Source organism: Brevibacterium sp. VCM10, from assembly GCF_000583215.1.
Lineage (GTDB): Bacteria > Actinomycetota > Actinomycetes > Actinomycetales > Brevibacteriaceae > Brevibacterium > Brevibacterium linens.
Genome location: NZ_JAJB01000021.1, coordinates 35,906 through 54,030 on the forward strand (window position 1 = coordinate 35,906; position 18,125 = coordinate 54,030).

Here is an 18,125-nt window from a genome sequence, read left to right on the forward strand (position 1 = left end):
AATGGCAGAACAGAACCCGACCCCGTCGACCACTCCAGCGAACACGAATCCGGGACGGCCGCCTCGGCGCGGGAAGAACGGACGTGGGCGTGCGTCTCAGCGACGCAGAACCACGGCAGCGCACCACCAGCAGCGCCGGGCCCGACTCAAGGACGCCCGCGCGGCTCATCCGGTCACCGTCTCCTACCCCGAGGATCTGCCGGTCACCGCGGCGAAGGACGAGATCGCCGAGGCGATCCGGGACAACCAGGTCGTCATCATCGCCGGTGAGACGGGATCGGGAAAGACCACACAGCTGCCGAAGATCTGCCTCGACCTCGGTCTCGGGATCGACGGACTCATCGGCCACACCCAGCCTCGGCGCATCGCCGCCCGGACCGTGGCCGAGCGCATCGCCGACGAGCTCGATGAAGAACTCGGCAGCACCATCGGCTATCAGGTGCGGTTCACTGCGCAGGTCGCCGACTCCACCCGGGTGAAGGTGATGACCGACGGCATCCTGCTCTCCGAGCTTTCCCGGGACAAACTGCTGCGCGACTATGAAGTCATCATCATCGACGAAGCCCACGAACGCAGCCTCAACATCGACTTCCTCCTCGGCTACCTCAAGGAAGTCCTCGACAAACGTCCCGATCTCAAGGTCATCATCACCTCGGCGACGATCGACCCCGAATCGTTCTCCGCTCACTTCGACGACGCTCCGATCATCTCCGTCGAAGGTCGGACCTTCCCCGTCGAGGTCCGGTACCGGCCGCTCGGGGACGATCCTGCCGATGACGATGTCGACGGTCCCGGCGAATCCGGGAACTACGAGACCGGAGTCGAGGAGCAGACGGATGGAATCATCGCCGCCGTCGACGAACTCGCCGCCGAGGACCCCGGTGACATCCTCGTCTTCCTCTCCGGTGAACGCGAGATCCGTGACACCGCCGATGCCCTGACCGACCACCTGCGCAGACGCCCGCGGATGAGCAGCTGGGAGGTCGTGCCGCTGTTCGCCCGACTCTCGGCCGGCGAGCAGCAGAAGGTCTTCCAACCGCATTCGCGACCTCGGATCGTCCTGGCCACGAACGTCGCCGAGACCTCGCTGACGGTGCCCGGAATCAAATACGTCATCGACGTCGGCACCGCCCGCATCTCCCGCTATTCCAATCGCACCCGAGTGCAGCGACTGCCGATCGAACGGATCTCCCAAGCCAGTGCGAACCAGCGCAAGGGCCGCTCGGGGCGCACCAGCGACGGTATCTGCATCCGGCTGTACTCGCAGGACGACTTCGAGTCGCGGCCCGAATTCACCGATCCCGAGATCCTGCGCACGAACCTCGCCAGCGTCATCCTGCAGATGGCCTCACTGGGATTCGCCTCGAGTGATCAGGAGATCCTCGACTTCCCGTTCCTCACTCCGCCGGAGGCCAGAGCCGTCCGCGACGGACGCACGATGCTCACCGAACTCGGGGCGCTGACCAGCGACTCTGCCGGGAAGATCCACGTCACCGAGATCGGTCGGAAACTCACCGTGCTGCCGATCGACCCCCGCTTGGCCCGGATGGTCATCGCCGGCGCGGAGGCCGGCTGCGGGGGAGAGGTCACCGTCATCGTCGCCGCACTGTCCATCCAGGACCCCCGGGAACGACCGGCCGAATTCCGCGCCGCAGCCGATGAGAAGCACGCTCGGTTCACCCACCGGGGCAGTGATTTCCTGTCCTACCTCAACCTGTGGAACTATCTGCAGAGCCTGCAGGCGGACATGGGATCCTCGAAGTTCCGTCGGCGCTGCAAGGACGAGTTCCTCAACTTCGTGCGCATCCGCGAATGGCAGGATCTCGTCGGACAGCTGCGCTCCCTGCTCGGTTCCGCAGGGATCAGGATCGAGAAGTCCGTCTGGCGGCCGGGCGAGGACGCGACGTCCGACGAGACGGACCTCGACGGTGACGGCGGCAAGGCGAATCCTGCTGAGTCCGGTGACGGTTCCGACCGTGGTCAAGGCGGTCGCAGCGGTCGTGGTCGTCAGGGCCAGATTGCTCGTGGCGATCAGGACACCCGCGGCGGTCGGGGCGGAGGACATGCTCAAGGCCGACGCGGCGCGAACGGCACAATCGGATTCGCCGAACTCAGCGCCGCCAAACGCAGCGCGAAGAAGCGAGGAGCGACCGGGCCGGCCGGAGACACCGGGAAACAGGTGGCCGCAGCCAAACTCGACCCGCATGCCGCCGCCATCCACCGGTCCCTGCTCACCGGTCTGCTGACGATGATCGGTTCACGGTCGGAGCGGCACAAGGACTATCAGGGAGCCCGCGGCACACGCTTCGCGATCTTCCCCGGATCCGGACTCTTCAAGGTCAATCCGGACTTCGTCATGGCCGCCGAACTCGTCGAGACCTCCCGCCTGTGGGCACGCACCGTGGCCGCGATCGACCCGGACTGGGTCGTCGAAGCCGCCGGTGATCTGGTCACCCGTCAGCATTCGGACCCGCACTGGTCGACGAAGGCCGGCGCCTCGATGGTGTACGAGAAGATCTCCCTCTACGGGGTCACACTCGTCAGCGACCGTCGCGTCGGCTATGGGCAGATCGACGCAGAAGCCGCACGCGACGCCTTCATCCGCAAGGGTCTCATCGAAGGCGACTGGCACGAACGCTTCGGCTTCCTCGACCACAACGCGGCCGTCATCGACGAGGCCGAAGATCTGGCATCGCGGACACGGAACCGTCGGGTGCTCGACCAAGACGATGCCCTGTACGAATTCTTCGATGAGCGGATTCCGGCGGGGATCACCTCGGCGGCGGATTTCCGGGGATGGTGGAAGAAGCAGAAACGACGGGACGCGCACCTGCTCGACCTCACCACCTCGGTGCTGCTCAGCGACGACAGCGAGGAACTGACCGCCTCGGTGGCCTCGGACTTCCCGATGGAATGGGAACTGACCGATGGCTCGCGGGCGAAGCTGCGCTACTCGTTCGACCCAGGCAGCACCGAGGACGGGGTGACCGTGGAAATCCCCGCCGAGGCGGTGCCCGCGGTCGACGCGGACGAATTCAGTTGGCAGGTCCCGGGCCTGCGCGAGGAACTCGTCGCCGCCTATATCCGGTCGCTGCCGAAGAACAAGCGTCGCTACTTCGTTCCCGCTCCCGACGTCGCCCGCGAGATTCTGCCGGCGCTCACCCCGTACCAGGGAAGCCTGCCGGAGGTGCTCGCCGCGTATCTGAGCGAACGCGCCGGCGGGGGAGGGCTGAACGACCTCGTGCCGATCACGGTCACCGCCGACGATTTCGACCGATCGCGGATTCCCGCTCATCTGCGGCTGACCTTCCGGGTCGTCGATGGAAAGAAGACCGTCGGTCTCGGCGAGGACCTGAGCGCACTGACGACGAAGGCCACACCGCAGGTGCGCAAGGCCCGCCAGAAGCAGAGCGCGTTCACCCCGAAGACGGGGCTGACGGACTGGTCGTTCGGTGAACTGGCCGACCCCGATCAGGCCGCAGCCGGTGTCGTTCCGGGGCTTGCCGACCGTACGGATTCGGTGGACTTGGTTGCCTTCGACACCGCTGCGCAGGCACGCCTGGCCACGCGAGAGTCGATCATCACCCTGCTGGGCCGGCACACTGCTGATGCTCTGAAGTACCTGCAGGACGGGCTGACCACTCAGGAGAAGCTCATCCTCGCCGGTCATCAGAAGACCGCCGATGAGCTGCTGGTCGGGCTGATTCGAGTGGGGATCCGCGGACTCGTCGCCGACCGGTTGGGGCCGGCTGAAACGTCGTGGGTGGCCACCGCCGATGAGTTCGCGCAGCTGCGCATGGACGTCGACGCCGAGCTGCCGCTGACCTGTTCGACGCTGCTGCCGCGCCTGATGAAGGCGCTGAAGGCGGCGACCGAGCTCGACAAGCTCGTCTCGAAAGCCTCCTCGTTGGCAATCCTGTCGAACCTCGCCGATGTGCAGGCGTGGAGGGCCTCCCGGACGACGGCAGGCGCCATTGCGGCGATGACTCCGCAGATGCTGCGCGAGCTGCCCCGCTGGGTGCAGGCCGAAGTGGTGCGCATCGGCGGAATGCAGGACTCGCCGATCCGTGACAAGCAGCTCATGGATCGAGTCACCGGCTGCAGCAGCGATGTGGTCAAGAAGATCGGCAACCGCTTCCCGGCACTGGCGAAGGCCGAGTGGTCGCAGCTGATCGTGTCTCTGCCCACCGAGTGGGTCGAGGTCGTCGTGATGGCCGAAGAGCTGCGCGTCTCACTGTTCGCGAACTCGCTGGGCACGGCACATCCGGTGTCGGAGAAGCGCATCGCGAAGGCTCTCGCCCAGCTCTGAGCAGACCATTTCTCACCGGCAGCTGCCGCCGGGGCCCGCGAACGTCAGACGTCGGCGAAGAAGCCGCTGAAGAGCCACCACAGCGGCAGAGCTCCGGCGGCAAGAAGGGTCGCGACACTCCACCAGAGGCGCCACTTCCACGTGCGACGGCGGGTGCCGATGAAGAGGAACGCGAGATAGAAGATGAGGCAGAAGGCGCCCGAGAGGCTCAGCAGCACCATTCCGGCCGCCTCGCCGCCGGAGGTGCCGAGATCGAAGAGGTACTTCGTCGTCTGTGCTATCTGCCAGGAGAACCAGATCGCCGCGCACAGCAGCGGGACGCCCAGGACTCCCGCGACGATGAGCGGCAGGGCCTTGAGCCACCGTTCCTTCGGCTCCGAACGGCCGGCATATTCGACGTATTCCTCAGACATCGCCCCCCAGCATATGGGCCGATTCCGACAGGATGCTGGACGCAACGCGGACCGGCGGACCCGGCCTCGGCCACTGTGACTGAGCGGACACGCCGGAGCGGGGCGAAGAACGATAGGATATTGCGGTGACTTCTGGCCAGTATTCCGACAAGGACATCCGACACGAGGCGTCCCGCCGCCGCACGTTCGCTGTCATCTCGCACCCCGACGCGGGCAAATCGACGACCACCGAGGCGCTCGCCCTCCACGCCCGTGCCATCGGCCAGGCAGGAGCCACCCATGGCAAGGCCGGTCGCCGTGCCACCGTCTCCGACTGGATGCAGATGGAGCAGGACCGCGGAATCTCGATCTCCTCGGCTGCTCTGCAGTTCGAGTACCGCGACGCCGTGTTCAACCTCGTCGACACCCCCGGCCACGCCGACTTCTCCGAGGACACCTACCGTGTGCTCTCCGCCGTCGACTGCGCCGTCATGCTCATCGATGCCGCCAAGGGCCTCGAGGCGCAGACGATGAAGCTCTTCGAAGTCTGTGCCCACCGCAATATCCCGATCATCACGGTCGTCAACAAATGGGACCGTCCCGGCCTCGACGCGCTCGAACTCATGGACGAGGTCCAGCAGCGCACCGGCCTCCTGCCCACCCCGATCACCTGGCCCGTCGGCCAGTCCGGCGACTTCCGCGGAGTCCTCGACCGCGCCAGCGGCGAGTACACGAAGTACACCCGCACCGACGGAGGCGCCACGATCGCCGGTGAGGACACGTACACCCACGAGGCGGCTGCCGACCTCGAAGGCGATGCCTGGACGACCGCTGTCGATGAGTCCGATCTGCTGGAGATGGAGGACCAGAACCATGACCAGGAGACCTTCCTGGCGGGCAAGTCGACCCCGGTGATGTTCGCCTCGGCCGTGCTCAACTTCGGCATCCACAAACTCCTCGACCTCCTCGTCGACCTCGCCCCAGCGGCAGAGGCGCGCCTGGACAAGAACGACGAACCGCGTCCCGTCGACGAACCGTTCTCCGGTTTCGTCTTCAAGGTCCAAGCCGGAATGGACTCGAACCACCGCGACCGGCTCGCCTACATTCGCGTCTGCTCGGGAGTCTTCGAACGCGGAACCGTGCTCACCCACGCCAGCACCGGCAAACCCTTCGCCACGAAGTACGCTCAGCAGGTGTTCGGCCGCGACCGCGACGTCGTCGACGAAGCGTTCCCCGGCGATGTCGTCGGATTGGTCAACGCCTCCGCGCTGCGCGTCGGTGATTCCCTCTACCTCGACAAGAAAGTCGAGTTCCCCGGAATCCCGACGTTCTCTCCCGAGCACTTCATGGTCATTCGCGCCAAGGACTCCTCGAAGTACAAGCAGTTCCGCCGCGGCATCGAACAGCTCGACCACGAAGGTGTCATCCAGGTGCTGCGTTCCGATCTGCGCGGTGACCAGGCGCCCGTGCTCGGGGCGGTCGGCCCCATGCAGTTCGAAGTGGCCGAAGACCGGATGACCAACGAATTCAACGCTCCCTGCACCCTGGAGCGTCTGAACTTCTCCCTCGCCCGACGCACCACAGCCGAATGCGTGCCGACCCTGGCCCGGGAGCGCTCGGTCGAGGTCCTCCACCGTTCCGACGGAGAGCTGCTGGCGCTGTTCTCCGACCGGTGGCGGCTGCAGGGCGTGCAGAAGAACCACCCCGACCTGGTCCTCGAACCTCTGGTCGTCAGCTGAGACGAACGCTGCCGTGGTCGGATGCCGGTGTTCGGCATTTTGACGCGGACATTATTATGGTGAGTCGGGGCCGAAGCGAAGCCCCGCAGGGCCAACCGCCCGTGTGGGACCCTCCCGCCGCTCGGTGAAACCCGTACAGACAAAGGAGAATTGTGGGAACGAAATCGATTCGAGTCGCGATTGCCGGACTGGGCAACTGCGCCTCGTCCCTGATCCAAGGCGTGGAGTACTACCGGAACGCGTCGCCCGGGACGAAGGTTCCCGGCCTCATGCACGTGGAATTCGGGGATTATCACGTCGGTGACATCGATTTCGTTGCCGCCTTCGACGTCGACGGCAAGAAGGTCGGCGTCGACATCGCCGAGGCCATCACCGCCAGCGAGAACAACACCATCAAACTCGCCGACGTGGAGCCGACCGGCATCGAGGTCCTGCGCGGACCCACCCTCGACGGTCTCGGTGAGTACTACCGCGACACGATCGTCGAATCCGACCGTGAGGCCGTCGACGTGGTCAAGGCACTCAAGGACGCCGAGGCGGATGTCCTCGTGTGCTACCTGCCCGTCGGTTCCCAGGAAGCCGTCGAGTTCTACGCTCAGGCCGCCATCGACGCGAAGGTCGCGTTCGTCAACGCTTTGCCCGTGTTCATCGCCGGCACCAAGGAATGGGACGAGAAGTTCCGTGCCGCCGGTGTCCCGATCGTCGGTGACGACATCAAGTCCCAGATCGGTGCGACCATCACTCACCGTGTGATGGCGAAGCTGTTCGAAGACCGCGGCGTCGTCCTCGACCGGACCTACCAGCTCAACGTCGGCGGCAACATGGACTTCAAGAACATGCTCGAGCGTCAGCGTCTTGAGTCGAAGAAGATCTCGAAGACCCAGGCCGTGACCTCGAACACGTCGGCTCAGCTGTCCGACCGCGACGTCCACATCGGACCCAGCGACTACGTCGAATGGCTAGACGACCGCAAGTGGGCGTTCGTCCGCCTCGAGGGCCGCAACTTCGGCGACGCTCCCGTGTCCCTGGAATACAAGCTCGAGGTGTGGGATTCGCCGAACTCTGCCGGCGTCATCATCGACGCCGTGCGTGCGGCGAAGATCGGCCTCGACCGCGGAATCGGCGGAGCCCTCATCTCCGCCTCCTCGTACTTCATGAAATCGCCGCCGGAGCAGAAGGACGACGACGCCGCCCACGAGGCCGTCGAAGCCTTCATCCGCGGCGACCTCGAACGCTGATCTCGCCGAGGCGGCCCACCCTCAGCCCGAGTGCTGCGCCGCCGTCCGGCTGGCAGGGCGCCGACCGCAGACTTCTGCGGTCGGCGCCCTGCCGCATTCACCAAGGTCGGTGAGTACGAGACCACACGGCCGCCTCGGCGGGGGACGGGTGCATCTGGCAGCCACCGAACATCCGGAATATGAGATTCCCGCGACACAATGCTGATTGTCCATGAGACTTGCCCCTTGAGGTGATCGCACTCACAGGAGCGACACCTGGCACAACGCATTCGCCAGCGCCACACCGACCGAGGAGAACTGATGTCGAGCACCACACCTGCGACCGCAGAGAAGAGGACCGACGGTTCCGAGCTGAGCTGGCTCATGCGCGTCCTCGTCATCATCGAGAAGGCCGGCAACAAACTGCCGCACCCGTTCTGGCTGTTCCTGTCGCTGGCGGTCATCGTCATGGTCCTCTCGGCGATCTTCTCGTCCACCGGTCTCAACGCCGTCAACCCGGCCACGGACGAGACGGTGACGGTGACGAACCTCTTCGCCACCGAATCGCTGCGAGAGATCGTCGCGGGAGCGACGAACAACTTCGTCACCTTCCCACCGCTGGGACTCGTGCTCATCGTGCTCATCGGCGTGGCCGTGGCCGAACAGTCCGGACTCATTCCGGCGATGCTGCGCGGCACCATCGCCGGAGCCTCGCCGCGGTGGATCACGTTCATCGTCGCCCTGGCCGGAACCGCCGCGTCGATCGCCTCCGATGCGTCCTACATGATCATGATTCCTCTCGGCGGGCTCGCATTCAAAGCTGTCGGCCGCAATCCGCTGCTCGGCTGCCTCGTCGCCTATGCCGCGACCTCGGGAGGCTATTCGGCAGCGCCGATGGTCAATTCGCTCGACACGATCCTCGGCGGTCTCTCGACCTCGGCCGCGCAGATCATCGACGCGGACTACACCGTCAGCCCGGTCGCGAACTTCTACTTCAACTTCGTCTCCATGTTCGTCGTCGCCATCGCCGTGACCCTGGTGACCGAGCTGGTGCTGTCCAAGCGCGCCGACCAGATCGAACTCGACGAGGAGGCCGATGACGATCCCGACAGCTTCGACGTCAAGATGGCGCTCGACGCCACGGAGAAGCGCGGAATCGTCATCGCCGTCATCTCCATCGTCGTCTGCGCCGCAGTGCTGTTCGCCCTCGCCTGGCCCGCCGGATCGTTCCTCCGTGATGAATCCGGAGGCTTCGGCCCCGAATCGGGTCTGATGGCCGGAATCGCCGCGATCATCGGCTTCGGCTTCTTCATCGTCGGCATCGTCTACGGCTATGCCACCGGGTCGATCAAGCGCACCGCCGACATCCCCGAGATGATGGGCAAGGGTCTGCTGCCCTTCGTCCCGGTCATCGTCCTGTTCTTCGCGGCCAGCCAGTTCCTGGCGCTGTTCAAGATGTCCAACCTCGGTGAGATCCTCGCGATCAAGGGGGCGGAGGTCTTCGGGGCGCTCGACACCGGAACGTTCGTCATCCTGCTCGGCGGCTGGCTGCTCGTGGCGCTGGGTGCCCTGTTCCTCACCTCCGGATCGGGACTGTGGACGCTCATGGCCCCGGTGCTCGTGCCGATGTTCATGCTCTTGTCCATCGCCCCGGAGACCACTCAGGCGCTTTACCGCATCGGCGATTCGACGACAAACATCATCTCCCCGATGAGCCCGTACTTCGTCGTCGTCCTCGGCTTCGTCCAGCGGTACAAGAAGGATGCGGGCATCGGCACGGTGCTCTCCTTCACGATCCCGCTGTCCTTTTCCATGTTCGTCCTCTGGGGGCTGCTGTTCTTCATCTGGTGGGCCACCGGCATCCCCTGGGGCCCGGGTTCGGCCACCCACTACCAGATGGGCTGAACCGGGAATTCTCCGGCCGATGCGGGCGTTGTCCACGACATGATCACGATCATGCAACGTCGGGCTCCGCAGGCCGGAATCCTCAGTTCCCGTCCAGACCGTCCGGTTAGACTGTGATCGTGAACGACTGATGCGCAGCTTCTCGGCTGTGCACATTCTGCTCAGATCGAAAGGATCTCGACCGTGAGTAACCCCATGATGAACCGGGCGATCAACCAAGGCGCCCAGGCCGGCCGCAACCAGCCGGTCATGTCCGATCAGGAACTCAACAACCTGTTCAACCAGCCGGCCGCCGAGAACCGCAACGCCGGACCTCAGGTCGCCGACCGCGCGATGACCTACGACGATGTGATGATGAAGACCGGAGTGCTCTTCGCCATCCTCCTCGCCGGAGCCGCCGTCGGCTGGTTCGTGCCGGTGCTCGCCTTCCCGGCGATGCTCATCGCGCTCGTGCTCGGCCTCGTCAACGCTTTCAAGAAGGAGCCGAGCAAGGCCCTCATCATCGGCTATGCCGCATTCGAAGGCGTCTTCCTCGGCGGCATCTCGTCCATGTTCGAGGCGGCGTTTCCCGGAATCGTCGTCCAGGCCGTGCTCGCCACGCTCTGCGTCTTCGGCGTCATGCTCGCCCTGTTCAAGTTCAAGGGTGTGCGCTACGGCTCGAAGATGATGAAGTTCATGATGATCGCTGTCGGCGGTTACGCGATCTTCTCGCTCATCAACTTCGGCATCGCCATGTTCACCGGCACCGGCGGCGCCCGCAGCGTCGAGGTCAACATCATGGGAATGACGTTCCCGCTCGGTGTCATCATCGGCATCGTCGCCACCGTGCTCGCCGCGATGACCCTGATCATGGACTTCCAGATGATCGAAGAGGGCGTCAAGCACAAGATCCCGGAGAAGTACTCCTGGATGTGCGCCTTCTCGCTCATGGTCACTCTCGTGTGGCTCTACATCGAGATCCTGCGCCTCATCTCCTACTTCAGAGACTGAGCGCAGCACTGACCGCAGCTGCCAGGCCGGCTGCCGTCGATCGCTGAACGAAGGGCGGATCCCCGAGTGGGGATCCGCCCTTCGTCATCTGCGCCGAGGCGGCCCTTCCCCGGCGCATGGCCGCGCGACAGTCCGGATTCCGGGACCGAGACAACGGCCCGGAAGCCCGATCGGGAGACCATGATCGCCTGGGTGGGAGACACCTGAGCATCGGCTGATGTTCTGCCGCTGCACCGCTCGATGAGCACTATCATGAGTCCATGACCACAGCAGCGGCGGAACTCGAGACGGAGGTGCGTCGTCTGCGCATCCGGATCATCTCACTGACCACTGCCCAACTCGACGAGGCGGCCCCGCCGGCACCGAGCAGGCGTGCCGCCATCCGTGCGGCCCTGACCGAATTCTCGCAGGTCGGCTCCGAGGCCCGACCGGTCCCGGAGCTCGCCGATCATAACCTCGCCGACCAGGTCGTCGTGCTCCTCGAACACGGTCTGTGTTCGGCTCAGACACTGCCCGAACCCGACCGTGAGAACCGCATCGACGCCCTCACCGAGGCGGCCGTGCGGCTGCGTCGCGCCCTGGCCTGAGAATGCGGACGGGGGAGGCATGATGGCGGGCACTCGGCGCGCGTGGCTGTCCGTGGTCACCGGGGTCGTCGCGACCCTCATCTACTTCGGCACCGCCGAACTCATCGCCCGCAGCCTGGACGTCGCGTCAGCCCCGGCACTGCTCATCGGCCAAGCTCTCATCCCGCTGATGCCCACCGTGCTCATCAAGTCCGCGATCGCGGTCTTCGGCACTCACGACAAGCTCGCCCTCGTCATCACCATCGTCGCAGGAGGTGCCGGGTGCGGTGCGCTCATCGGGTGGATCGGTGCCCGTCGTCAAGGTCTCGCGCTCGTGCTGCTCATCGGCTTCGGACTGCTGCCCGCCGTCGTCGGCTTCAGCTCCGGTGCCGGTCTTGCGGCCACCGGCCCGAGTCTCGGCGGAGCCGCCGCCGGGGCCGCAGCCTTCCTCGTCCTTCTCCACCTCGCGGGCACGGCGGATCACTCCTCGGCCGATACTGCGGCGGGAGACGACCAGCAGAATCGATCTCCTGCCCGACCCGGGCGGCGGGCGTTCTTCGGGCTGGCGGCGGGACTGAGCGCGGTCGGCATCGCCGCCGTCGCGGCCGGGCAGTCCGCGGCCACATTGGCACGCAGTGCGGCAGGCACTGTGACGAAACTCGTCCTGCCACGGCCGGCCACCTCGGCGCCGGAGATCCCCGCGGGCGCGGAACTCGACGTGTCCGGACTGACTCCGCTGGTCACGGAGACCTCGGACTTCTACCGCATCGACACAGCGCTCTTCCCGCCGGCGATCGACGCGGGAACGTGGATGCTGCGCGTCCACGGCATGGTCGAGAACGAGTTCACGATCACCATGGTCGAAATCCTCGACCTCCCTCTTCAGGAGCACTATGTGACCCTGACCTGCGTCTCGAATGAAGTCGGCGGCGACCTGGTGGGGAATTCGAAATGGCTGGGCTATCCGATCCGGGACCTTCTGGCCCGGGCGAAACCGCACACCGGCGCAGACATGGTGCTCTCAGGCTCCGATGACGGATTCACCGCCTCCACCCCGCTCGAAGTGCTCACCGACGATCGCGCGGCCCTGCTGGCCGTGGCAATGAACGGCCATGCCCTGCCCCGCGATCACGGATACCCGGCCCGGCTGGTCGTCCCGGGGCTCTACGGGTACGTCTCGGCCACGAAATGGGTGACCGACATCGAGGTCACCCGGTTCGCGGACAGGGAAGCGTATTGGACGACTCGCGGATGGTCCACGCACGGACCCGTCTTGGTGGCCTCGCGTATCGATGTGCCTCGCCCCGGCGCCACCGTGGCACCCAAGAGCGGCGACCGGATCATCACCGCAGGAATGGCCTGGGCGCAGCACACGGGCGTCGCGAAGGTGCAGGTGCGCATCGACAACGGGGACTGGGCGGAAGCGGAACTCAGCGAGGAGCTCACCACAGATACGTGGCGACAATGGCGATGCGAGCACACGGGACTGAGCTCCGGCACGCACACGGTCGCCGTGCGCGCGATCGACCAGGCAGGCAACGTGCAGACCTCGGAGCGCCGACCGCCTATTCCGGGTGCGGCGACGGGGCTTCACGAGCGCCAGTTCACCATCGAGTGAGGCGGCACTGCGGAACGGACAGGCAGTACGGACCGACAGCCCGGACATGCAGTTCGGGCGGGTTCCCACCATGCGAACCCGGCGCGGCAGCCTCAGGCTTCTCGCGATAAGCTGTAATCTCACTCACAGCATCAGTATCCCCGCATCACAACGAGGTGGTCTACGTGTTCGGTCTCCCGACGGCGACAGTCGTCATCATTGCCGGCATTCCTGCGATCTGGGTGATCTACACCCTCGTCTTCGTCTTCCTCTCCCGCGGCTGGAAGGCTGAGGACGTGGCCGAGGATCAGGCCCTGGCATCAACCGCGAACGGAGCGGGCGGACGAGATGGCGGGGCCGCCTCGGCGAAGGGGAACGGGGGAGCGGCATGAATATCGAAACCTGGTTCCTGCTCATCTACTTCGCCGCCATGGCCGGGATCGGTGTGTGGACGCTCAAGGTCGGGTCGAAGGGCAGCGAGGGTTATCTGCTCGGCGGACGCAGCTTGGGCGCTGCGGTCACTGCTCTGCGTCTGCAGTCATCGTCGATGTCTGGGTACATGTTCCTCGGTGCGGGTTCGTTGGCCTATACGAAGGGCTACTTCTCACTCTGGTACGCGATGGGCGACATCGGCGGCGGTGTCCTCAATCTCTCGATCCTCGGCCGGCGGATGCGCAAGCTCTCTCAGATCCTCGGGTCGCTGACGTCGATCGAATACCTCGAACATCGGTATCCGTCGAAGTGGATCCGCGCGATCGCCGCACCGGTCGCCGTGTTCTGCATCTTCTTCTATGTGATGAGTCAGTTCATCGCCGGCGGACGCGGGCTCGAGATGGTCACCGGCATCCCGTACGCGTGGGCGCTGCTCATCGCTGTCGGCGTCATCGTCTTCTACACCTTCCTCGGCGGCTACCTCGCCGTGGCCTACACCGACTTCGTGCAGGCGATCATCATGCTCATCGGCATGGTGTGGATCCTCATCGCCTGCCTGCAGGCGGTGGGCGGATGGACGGCCGGCAACGAGGCGGTCGGGCAGATCAACCCGAACCTGCTGACCATGTGGGGCCCGGACGGCATCGAATCCGTCCAATGGGGAGTCATCGTCGGTGCCGTCCTCGTCTTCTCCATCGGCTATATGGGTTGGCCGCACGTCAACGTCAGCCATATGGCGATGAAGCGGCCGTCGGTGGCCAGGCGCGCCAGCCTCTACGCCACCGGCTTCAATCTGCTGTTCATCCCTGCTCCCTACATCGTCGGCATCATGGCGCTCATCCTGCTGCCGACCTTGGACAACCCGGAGCTCGCAGTCTTCGCAGTCGCCGACACAGTGCTGCCGGACTTCGCCGTGGGCATCGTCATGGCCGGAATCATGGCTGCGATCATGTCCACCGCCGATGCTCTGCTGCTGCAGTCGGGCACGATCGCCAGCCAGGATCTGTTCCAACGCTTCGTCAAGAAGGACATGTCCGACCAGCAGTCCGTGTGGGTGTCGCGGTTCACCGTCCTCGTGCTCGCAGTCATCGGCTACCTCGTCGCCGTGAACGATCCTCCTGCCGTCGCCGAGGTGGTCATCTTCTCCACCACAGTGCTCGGTGCCGCGTTCGTTCCCGTCTACATCGCCGCCGCCTGGTGGAAGAAGGCGAACGTGCCCGGTGCGATCGCCTCGATGATCTTGGGTACCGTGTCGTCGGTCGTATGGCAGCTGACCGGACTCGTCGACGTCACCGGAGTCGACCCGATGGGAATCGGCATCGTCTGCTCGACATTGGCTCTCATCCTCGTCTCTCTGGCCACCCAGCGGTCGCACCCGGTGCCTGGCCACGTTCTCGAGGCGATGCAGGAGACCGACAAGATCGGTGCGATTCCCGCCCACATGCTCACCGGTCAGAACGATTCCCTGGCCGGTCAGGTTCCGAAGGACGCTTGAGATGAGTGCCGAGATCGGAACCGGGCACTCGCTTCGCCCGGACCTGCAGGTCGAGGACCCGATGCGGATGGAACCGCTCGTCACCGCCGCCGAGGCGCTCGCCGTCTTCCAGCGCAAGCTCCCGGGCGCGCTCGCCGAGGTCAGGCAGACGCATCATCCTTTCTGGTGGGCCGCGCTCGATGTGCGCATTCGCGGGCTCTTCCGCCGGGATGCGTCCGGACCGGGGCAGCTCCTGGATGTGCTCGTCAATGCTGTGTCCGGACGGGGCATGATCGCCGACTTCACCCCTCGCGGCGCCACTGCGGGATCATCGGAGTGGTTGAGTCGGTTCGGCGAGCAGTCGGGACCGCTGCCGGCTCGGAGAGAGGCGGAGCGAACCGCGCGATCATTGGCGCGTGCGAAGGTCGTCAAGACGGTCAAGCTCGGAATGGGCATCGAGGTCACTCCCGCGGGCGGTCTGCGCGGAGTGCTCAAACCCAACTGGATCGTCACCGGTGGGAACGCGAAGCATTCGGCGACGATTCTCGTCGACGGTCTCGACGGGTCTCACTACATCGTGCGGGTGGACAAGGCCGGACAGAGCTGAGGGCTCAGCTGAGGTCGTGCGGGTGTGGTGGGGTGCCGGGGTGCTCAGCCCCAGTTCTTCGCGTCCGAGATGCAGAACGGGTGACCGGCGGGATCGAGGAGAACGACCCAGGTCTCGCCCGGCTGCGGTTCGGCTCGGGTGGCGCCGAGTTCGACGCAGCGATCGGCCGCCGCCTTGATGTCGTCGGCGGCGAGGTCGAGGTGGAACTGCTTGTGTCCGTCGTCGGGCCAGCTCGGTCGCTGATAGTCCGGGATCGTGCCGATGCCCAGAGCGTGGCTCGGGCCGGTGAGCATCGCATAGTTCTCGTCTGAGTAGGCGATGGGCCAGTCGAGGACGGAGGAGTAGAACTCTCCGAGGACTGCGGCGTTCGGGGCGTCGAGGGTGACCATCGCCAAGGTGGCGATGGGGGCAGCGGTGGTGTCGTCGGCGGTGGTCGCGGCGGTGTCGGTCTTCTGTGTGTCAGTCATGTCTGACATTCTTGTGCCATGGACGATGAGGTCACTAGGAAAAATGCGTCACCGGGCAAAGACATGCCGCAGCATTTCCTCGGCCGTGTGCTCAAGCCGGGGGAGATGCTCGAGCACGCGCGCTATTCGTCGGTGCGCGTTGTCTCCGAGCGTCTGCGTCCGTTCGTCAAACGCTATTGGGCTGTCGAATGGGACCTGCCGGAGGGCGAGAGCTACCAGACGGCTACTCTGTCCGAACCGACCATCCATCTGACCTTCGAGTTCGGCAACAGCCGTCGGGCCCACGTCGACGGGCCGGGTGCGTGGGTGACCGGTCCGGTCACGAAGCGGCGCTTCGATGTGGGAATCTTCGGCCGTGGCGGAGTCTTCGGCGTGAACTTTCAGCCGGGCGCGACTCTGGCCTTCTCCGACGGGAAGCCGGCGAGCATCCGTGATTCGACGATCCCGGCCGAGCAGTGGTTTCCGCGGTTGGAGACCGACCTCGGACTGGCAGAGATGTTTGCGCAGTCGCAGACGGCTGGGGCACCGGAGTTCGGTGATCTGGCCGCGTCGGTGGAGAGCTGGCTGCTGTCGTGGAGACCGCAGATGACCCCGTCGTTCGAACGGCTGAAACGGGTGCTTGACATACTTTCCGACCCCGACGTCGTGAGCCTGAAGATCCTGGCGGAGAGAACCGATATCGGTGAACGTACCCTGCAGCGGATGTTCAGCAGCTTCTGCGGGGTCGGCGTGAAGAAGGTCCTGGCCCGGGCGCGTGTCATCGACGCCGTCGGTGCGATCGACCGTGGCTGGGACGGAACTCTGGCCGACCTCGGCGCACACTTCGGCTGGTTCGACCAATCGCACTTCAGCACGGATTTCGTTCGCGTCACCGGCTTCAGCCCCGCCGAGTACGCGCAGCGGAAGTCCGCGCGGGTCACCCGCGGCTGAGCGCGGTCAGCCCGAGCGCCTCGTCGGTGTCGCTGTGGGAGCGGGCGACCGCCTCGGCGGTCCAGTCGGTGCGGTCGAGGTCGGGGACCGCCTCGGCGATCTGTGACTTCCAGCCGCCGTGCCACTGGGCGGGGAAGGCTCGCGCGAGCAGGTCGACCATGATCGGCACCGCCGTGGATGCTCCGGGGGAGGCCCCGAGGAGGCCTGCGATCGAACCGTCGGCGGACACGACGAGTTCGGTGCCCTGCTGCAGAACGCCGATCCTCTTCGGATTCGGTTTGACCAGCTGCGCTCTCTGCCCGGCTGGCAGCAGGGTCCACTCGTTGCGTCGGGCCGACGGGACATAGCGACGCAGCTGCGCGAACTTCCCCGACGGGCTGGCCGCCAGCTCTTTGACGAGGAACGACACGAGGCTGAGGTTCTGCAGACCGGCTGCCGCAATGACGTGCAGGTTGCCCGGCCGGACGGTCGTGAAGAAATCCGAGAGGCGACCGTGCTTGAGCAGTTTCGTGCTGAAGGTCGCATACGGGCCGAACAGCAGATGCTCCCTGCCGTCGACGACTCTCCGATCCAGATGCGGCACCGACATCGGCGGGGCTCCCACGTCGGCCTGACCGTAGACTTTCGCATCATGCCGGGCGACGACCGACGGCGTCGAGCACCGGTAGAAGGCGGCACCGACCGGCAGAACCGCATAGCCGCGGACTTCGGGGATCTTCGCCTTCTGCAGGAGCCGCAGCGCGAAGCCGCCCGCACCGACGAACACGGTCTTCGCGTGCACGGCAAATGGTCCCGTCGGCGTCGAACCGCTGACCATCCAGCCCGAAGCGCGTGATTCGAGCCCGGTCACCGCGTGACTCGTGCGCACCTCGGTGGACCCGATCCTCAGCAGCTGAGAGGTCAGCGCGCCGAAATCGACGTCGGTGCCGCGCGGATGCCGTGCCGCCGCCATGGGTTCGTCGCTGTCGACCCGTCCCTCCATCGTCAGCGGAGCCCACTGGGCGATGGTGTCCGGATCCTCCGTGTATTCCATCTCTGAGAACAGCGGATCGGCTTTGAGGGTGTCGACTCGGTGGCGCAGGTAGGCGACGTCTGTGTCGCCGAAGACGAGGTTCATGTGTGGGGCCGAATGGACGAAGTCCGCCGGGTCGAGGAGCCCGAGTCGGACGAGATGGGTCCACCACTGCCGGGTGAGGTGGAACTGCCCGGCGATCTCGGCAGGCTTCGCTGCGTCAGCCGGATCGGGCATGTAGTTGAGCTCGCAGTACCCCGAATGACCGGTGCCGGCATTGTTCCACGGGTCGCTGCTCTCATCGGCGATGTCCTCGGCTTTCTCCAGGACGAGGATCCGCAGATCAGGATCGAGCAAGGTCAGCATTGAGCTCAGAGTCGCTGACATGATGCCCGCACCGATGAGGACGATATCGGCATCCGGCAGCTGGTTGGTGTGCTGGGGGTTCGCAGTCATGCTCTCACCATGCGCCCACAGGAATCATCCGT

14 protein-coding genes are annotated in these 18,125 nt (G+C 65.5%); 11 read left to right on the forward strand and 3 right to left on the reverse strand.

Features of this window, described 5'->3' with window-relative positions; all coding sequences use genetic code 11:
• Window position 1: 1 nt before the first annotated feature.
• Window positions 2-4,309 carry an ATP-dependent RNA helicase HrpA gene (gene hrpA, locus AD89_RS0105905; RefSeq protein WP_025777685.1) on the forward strand — a complete coding sequence of 1,436 codons (4,308 nt, stop codon included), beginning with the start codon at window positions 2-4 and terminating at the stop codon, window positions 4,307-4,309.
• A 44-nt stretch (window positions 4,310-4,353) separates the two neighbouring features.
• Here hrpA and AD89_RS0105910 read toward each other — a convergent pair whose 3' ends face one another.
• Window positions 4,354-4,722, reverse strand: a complete 369-nt coding sequence (locus tag AD89_RS0105910; protein WP_025777686.1) for a hypothetical protein — start codon at window positions 4,720-4,722, stop codon at window positions 4,354-4,356.
• Window positions 4,723-4,847: 125 nt separating this feature from the next.
• Between AD89_RS0105910 and AD89_RS0105915 the strand changes: the two genes are divergently transcribed.
• The 9 genes from AD89_RS0105915 to AD89_RS0105955 all read left to right on the forward strand — a co-directional run bounded on the left by AD89_RS0105915 (window position 4,848) and on the right by AD89_RS0105955 (window position 15,228).
• Complete coding sequence (locus AD89_RS0105915) at window positions 4,848-6,440, forward strand: peptide chain release factor 3 (protein WP_035320088.1); 1,593 nt, start codon at window positions 4,848-4,850, stop codon at window positions 6,438-6,440.
• A gap of 152 nt (window positions 6,441-6,592) precedes the next feature.
• Window positions 6,593-7,678, forward strand: coding sequence for an inositol-3-phosphate synthase (locus AD89_RS0105920; RefSeq protein WP_025777688.1), 1,086 nt, complete (start codon window positions 6,593-6,595; stop codon window positions 7,676-7,678).
• Window positions 7,679-7,978: 300 nt separating this feature from the next.
• Complete coding sequence (locus AD89_RS0105925; protein ID WP_025777689.1) at window positions 7,979-9,562, forward strand: AbgT family transporter; 1,584 nt, start codon at window positions 7,979-7,981, stop codon at window positions 9,560-9,562.
• Between the two features lie 195 nt (window positions 9,563-9,757).
• Window positions 9,758-10,552, forward strand: coding sequence for a Bax inhibitor-1/YccA family protein (locus tag AD89_RS0105930; protein WP_035320090.1), 795 nt, complete (start codon window positions 9,758-9,760; stop codon window positions 10,550-10,552).
• A 260-nt stretch (window positions 10,553-10,812) separates the two neighbouring features.
• A complete protein-coding gene (locus AD89_RS0105935) occupies window positions 10,813-11,139 on the forward strand; it encodes a hypothetical protein (RefSeq protein ID WP_025777691.1) in 327 nt (108 codons plus the stop codon).
• Window positions 11,140-11,161: 22 nt separating this feature from the next.
• Complete coding sequence (locus tag AD89_RS0105940; RefSeq protein WP_035320108.1) at window positions 11,162-12,736, forward strand: molybdopterin-dependent oxidoreductase; 1,575 nt, start codon at window positions 11,162-11,164, stop codon at window positions 12,734-12,736.
• Between the two features lie 164 nt (window positions 12,737-12,900).
• The gene (locus AD89_RS0105945) at window positions 12,901-13,107 is read left to right on the forward strand and encodes a hypothetical protein (protein WP_051505110.1); all 207 of its coding nucleotides are present in this window, start codon (window positions 12,901-12,903) and stop codon (window positions 13,105-13,107) included.
• Complete coding sequence (locus AD89_RS0105950) at window positions 13,104-14,642, forward strand: sodium/proline symporter (RefSeq protein ID WP_025777694.1); 1,539 nt, start codon at window positions 13,104-13,106, stop codon at window positions 14,640-14,642. Before AD89_RS0105945 ends, AD89_RS0105950 begins: the two co-directional genes overlap by 4 nt.
• Window position 14,643: 1 nt before the next feature.
• On the forward strand, window positions 14,644-15,228 hold the full coding sequence (locus tag AD89_RS0105955; protein ID WP_025777695.1) for a hypothetical protein: 585 nt from the start codon (window positions 14,644-14,646) through the stop codon (window positions 15,226-15,228).
• Between the two features lie 44 nt (window positions 15,229-15,272).
• Here the strand turns inward: AD89_RS0105955 and AD89_RS0105960 are convergent, their stop codons facing one another.
• Window positions 15,273-15,695 (reverse strand): VOC family protein, encoded by a 423-nt coding sequence (locus AD89_RS0105960; protein ID WP_025777696.1) that lies wholly within the window; start codon window positions 15,693-15,695, stop codon window positions 15,273-15,275.
• 18 nt (window positions 15,696-15,713) lie between these two features.
• On the opposite strand from AD89_RS0105960, the gene AD89_RS0105965 reads away from it, so the two are divergent.
• Window positions 15,714-16,625, forward strand: a complete 912-nt coding sequence (locus tag AD89_RS0105965; RefSeq protein WP_035320091.1) for a helix-turn-helix domain-containing protein — start codon at window positions 15,714-15,716, stop codon at window positions 16,623-16,625.
• Here the strand turns inward: AD89_RS0105965 and AD89_RS0105970 are convergent.
• Window positions 16,612-18,093 (reverse strand): malate:quinone oxidoreductase, encoded by a 1,482-nt coding sequence (locus AD89_RS0105970; RefSeq protein ID WP_025777698.1) that lies wholly within the window; start codon window positions 18,091-18,093, stop codon window positions 16,612-16,614. The genes AD89_RS0105965 and AD89_RS0105970 overlap by 14 nt on opposite strands.
• Window positions 18,094-18,125: the final 32 nt, after the last annotated feature.

Bases quoted from the DNA above. Each gene is read 5' to 3' on its own strand.
- hrpA (WP_025777685.1), top strand. From the start codon at position 2: ATGGCAGAACAGAACCCGACCCCGTCGACCACTCCAGCGAACACGAAT.
- AD89_RS0105910 (WP_025777686.1), bottom strand. From the start codon at position 4,722: ATGTCTGAGGAATACGTCGAATATGCCGGCCGTTCGGAGCCGAAGGAA.
- AD89_RS0105925 (WP_025777689.1), top strand. From the start codon at position 7,979: ATGTCGAGCACCACACCTGCGACCGCAGAGAAGAGGACCGACGGTTCC.
- AD89_RS0105930 (WP_035320090.1), top strand. From the start codon at position 9,758: ATGATGAACCGGGCGATCAACCAAGGCGCCCAGGCCGGCCGCAACCAG.
- AD89_RS0105935 (WP_025777691.1), top strand. From the start codon at position 10,813: ATGACCACAGCAGCGGCGGAACTCGAGACGGAGGTGCGTCGTCTGCGC.
- AD89_RS0105940 (WP_035320108.1), top strand. From the start codon at position 11,162: ATGGCGGGCACTCGGCGCGCGTGGCTGTCCGTGGTCACCGGGGTCGTC.
- AD89_RS0105950 (WP_025777694.1), top strand. From the start codon at position 13,104: ATGAATATCGAAACCTGGTTCCTGCTCATCTACTTCGCCGCCATGGCC.
- AD89_RS0105955 (WP_025777695.1), top strand. From the start codon at position 14,644: ATGAGTGCCGAGATCGGAACCGGGCACTCGCTTCGCCCGGACCTGCAG.
- AD89_RS0105960 (WP_025777696.1), bottom strand. From the start codon at position 15,695: ATGACTGACACACAGAAGACCGACACCGCCGCGACCACCGCCGACGAC.
- AD89_RS0105965 (WP_035320091.1), top strand. From the start codon at position 15,714: ATGGACGATGAGGTCACTAGGAAAAATGCGTCACCGGGCAAAGACATG.
- AD89_RS0105970 (WP_025777698.1), bottom strand. From the start codon at position 18,093: ATGACTGCGAACCCCCAGCACACCAACCAGCTGCCGGATGCCGATATC.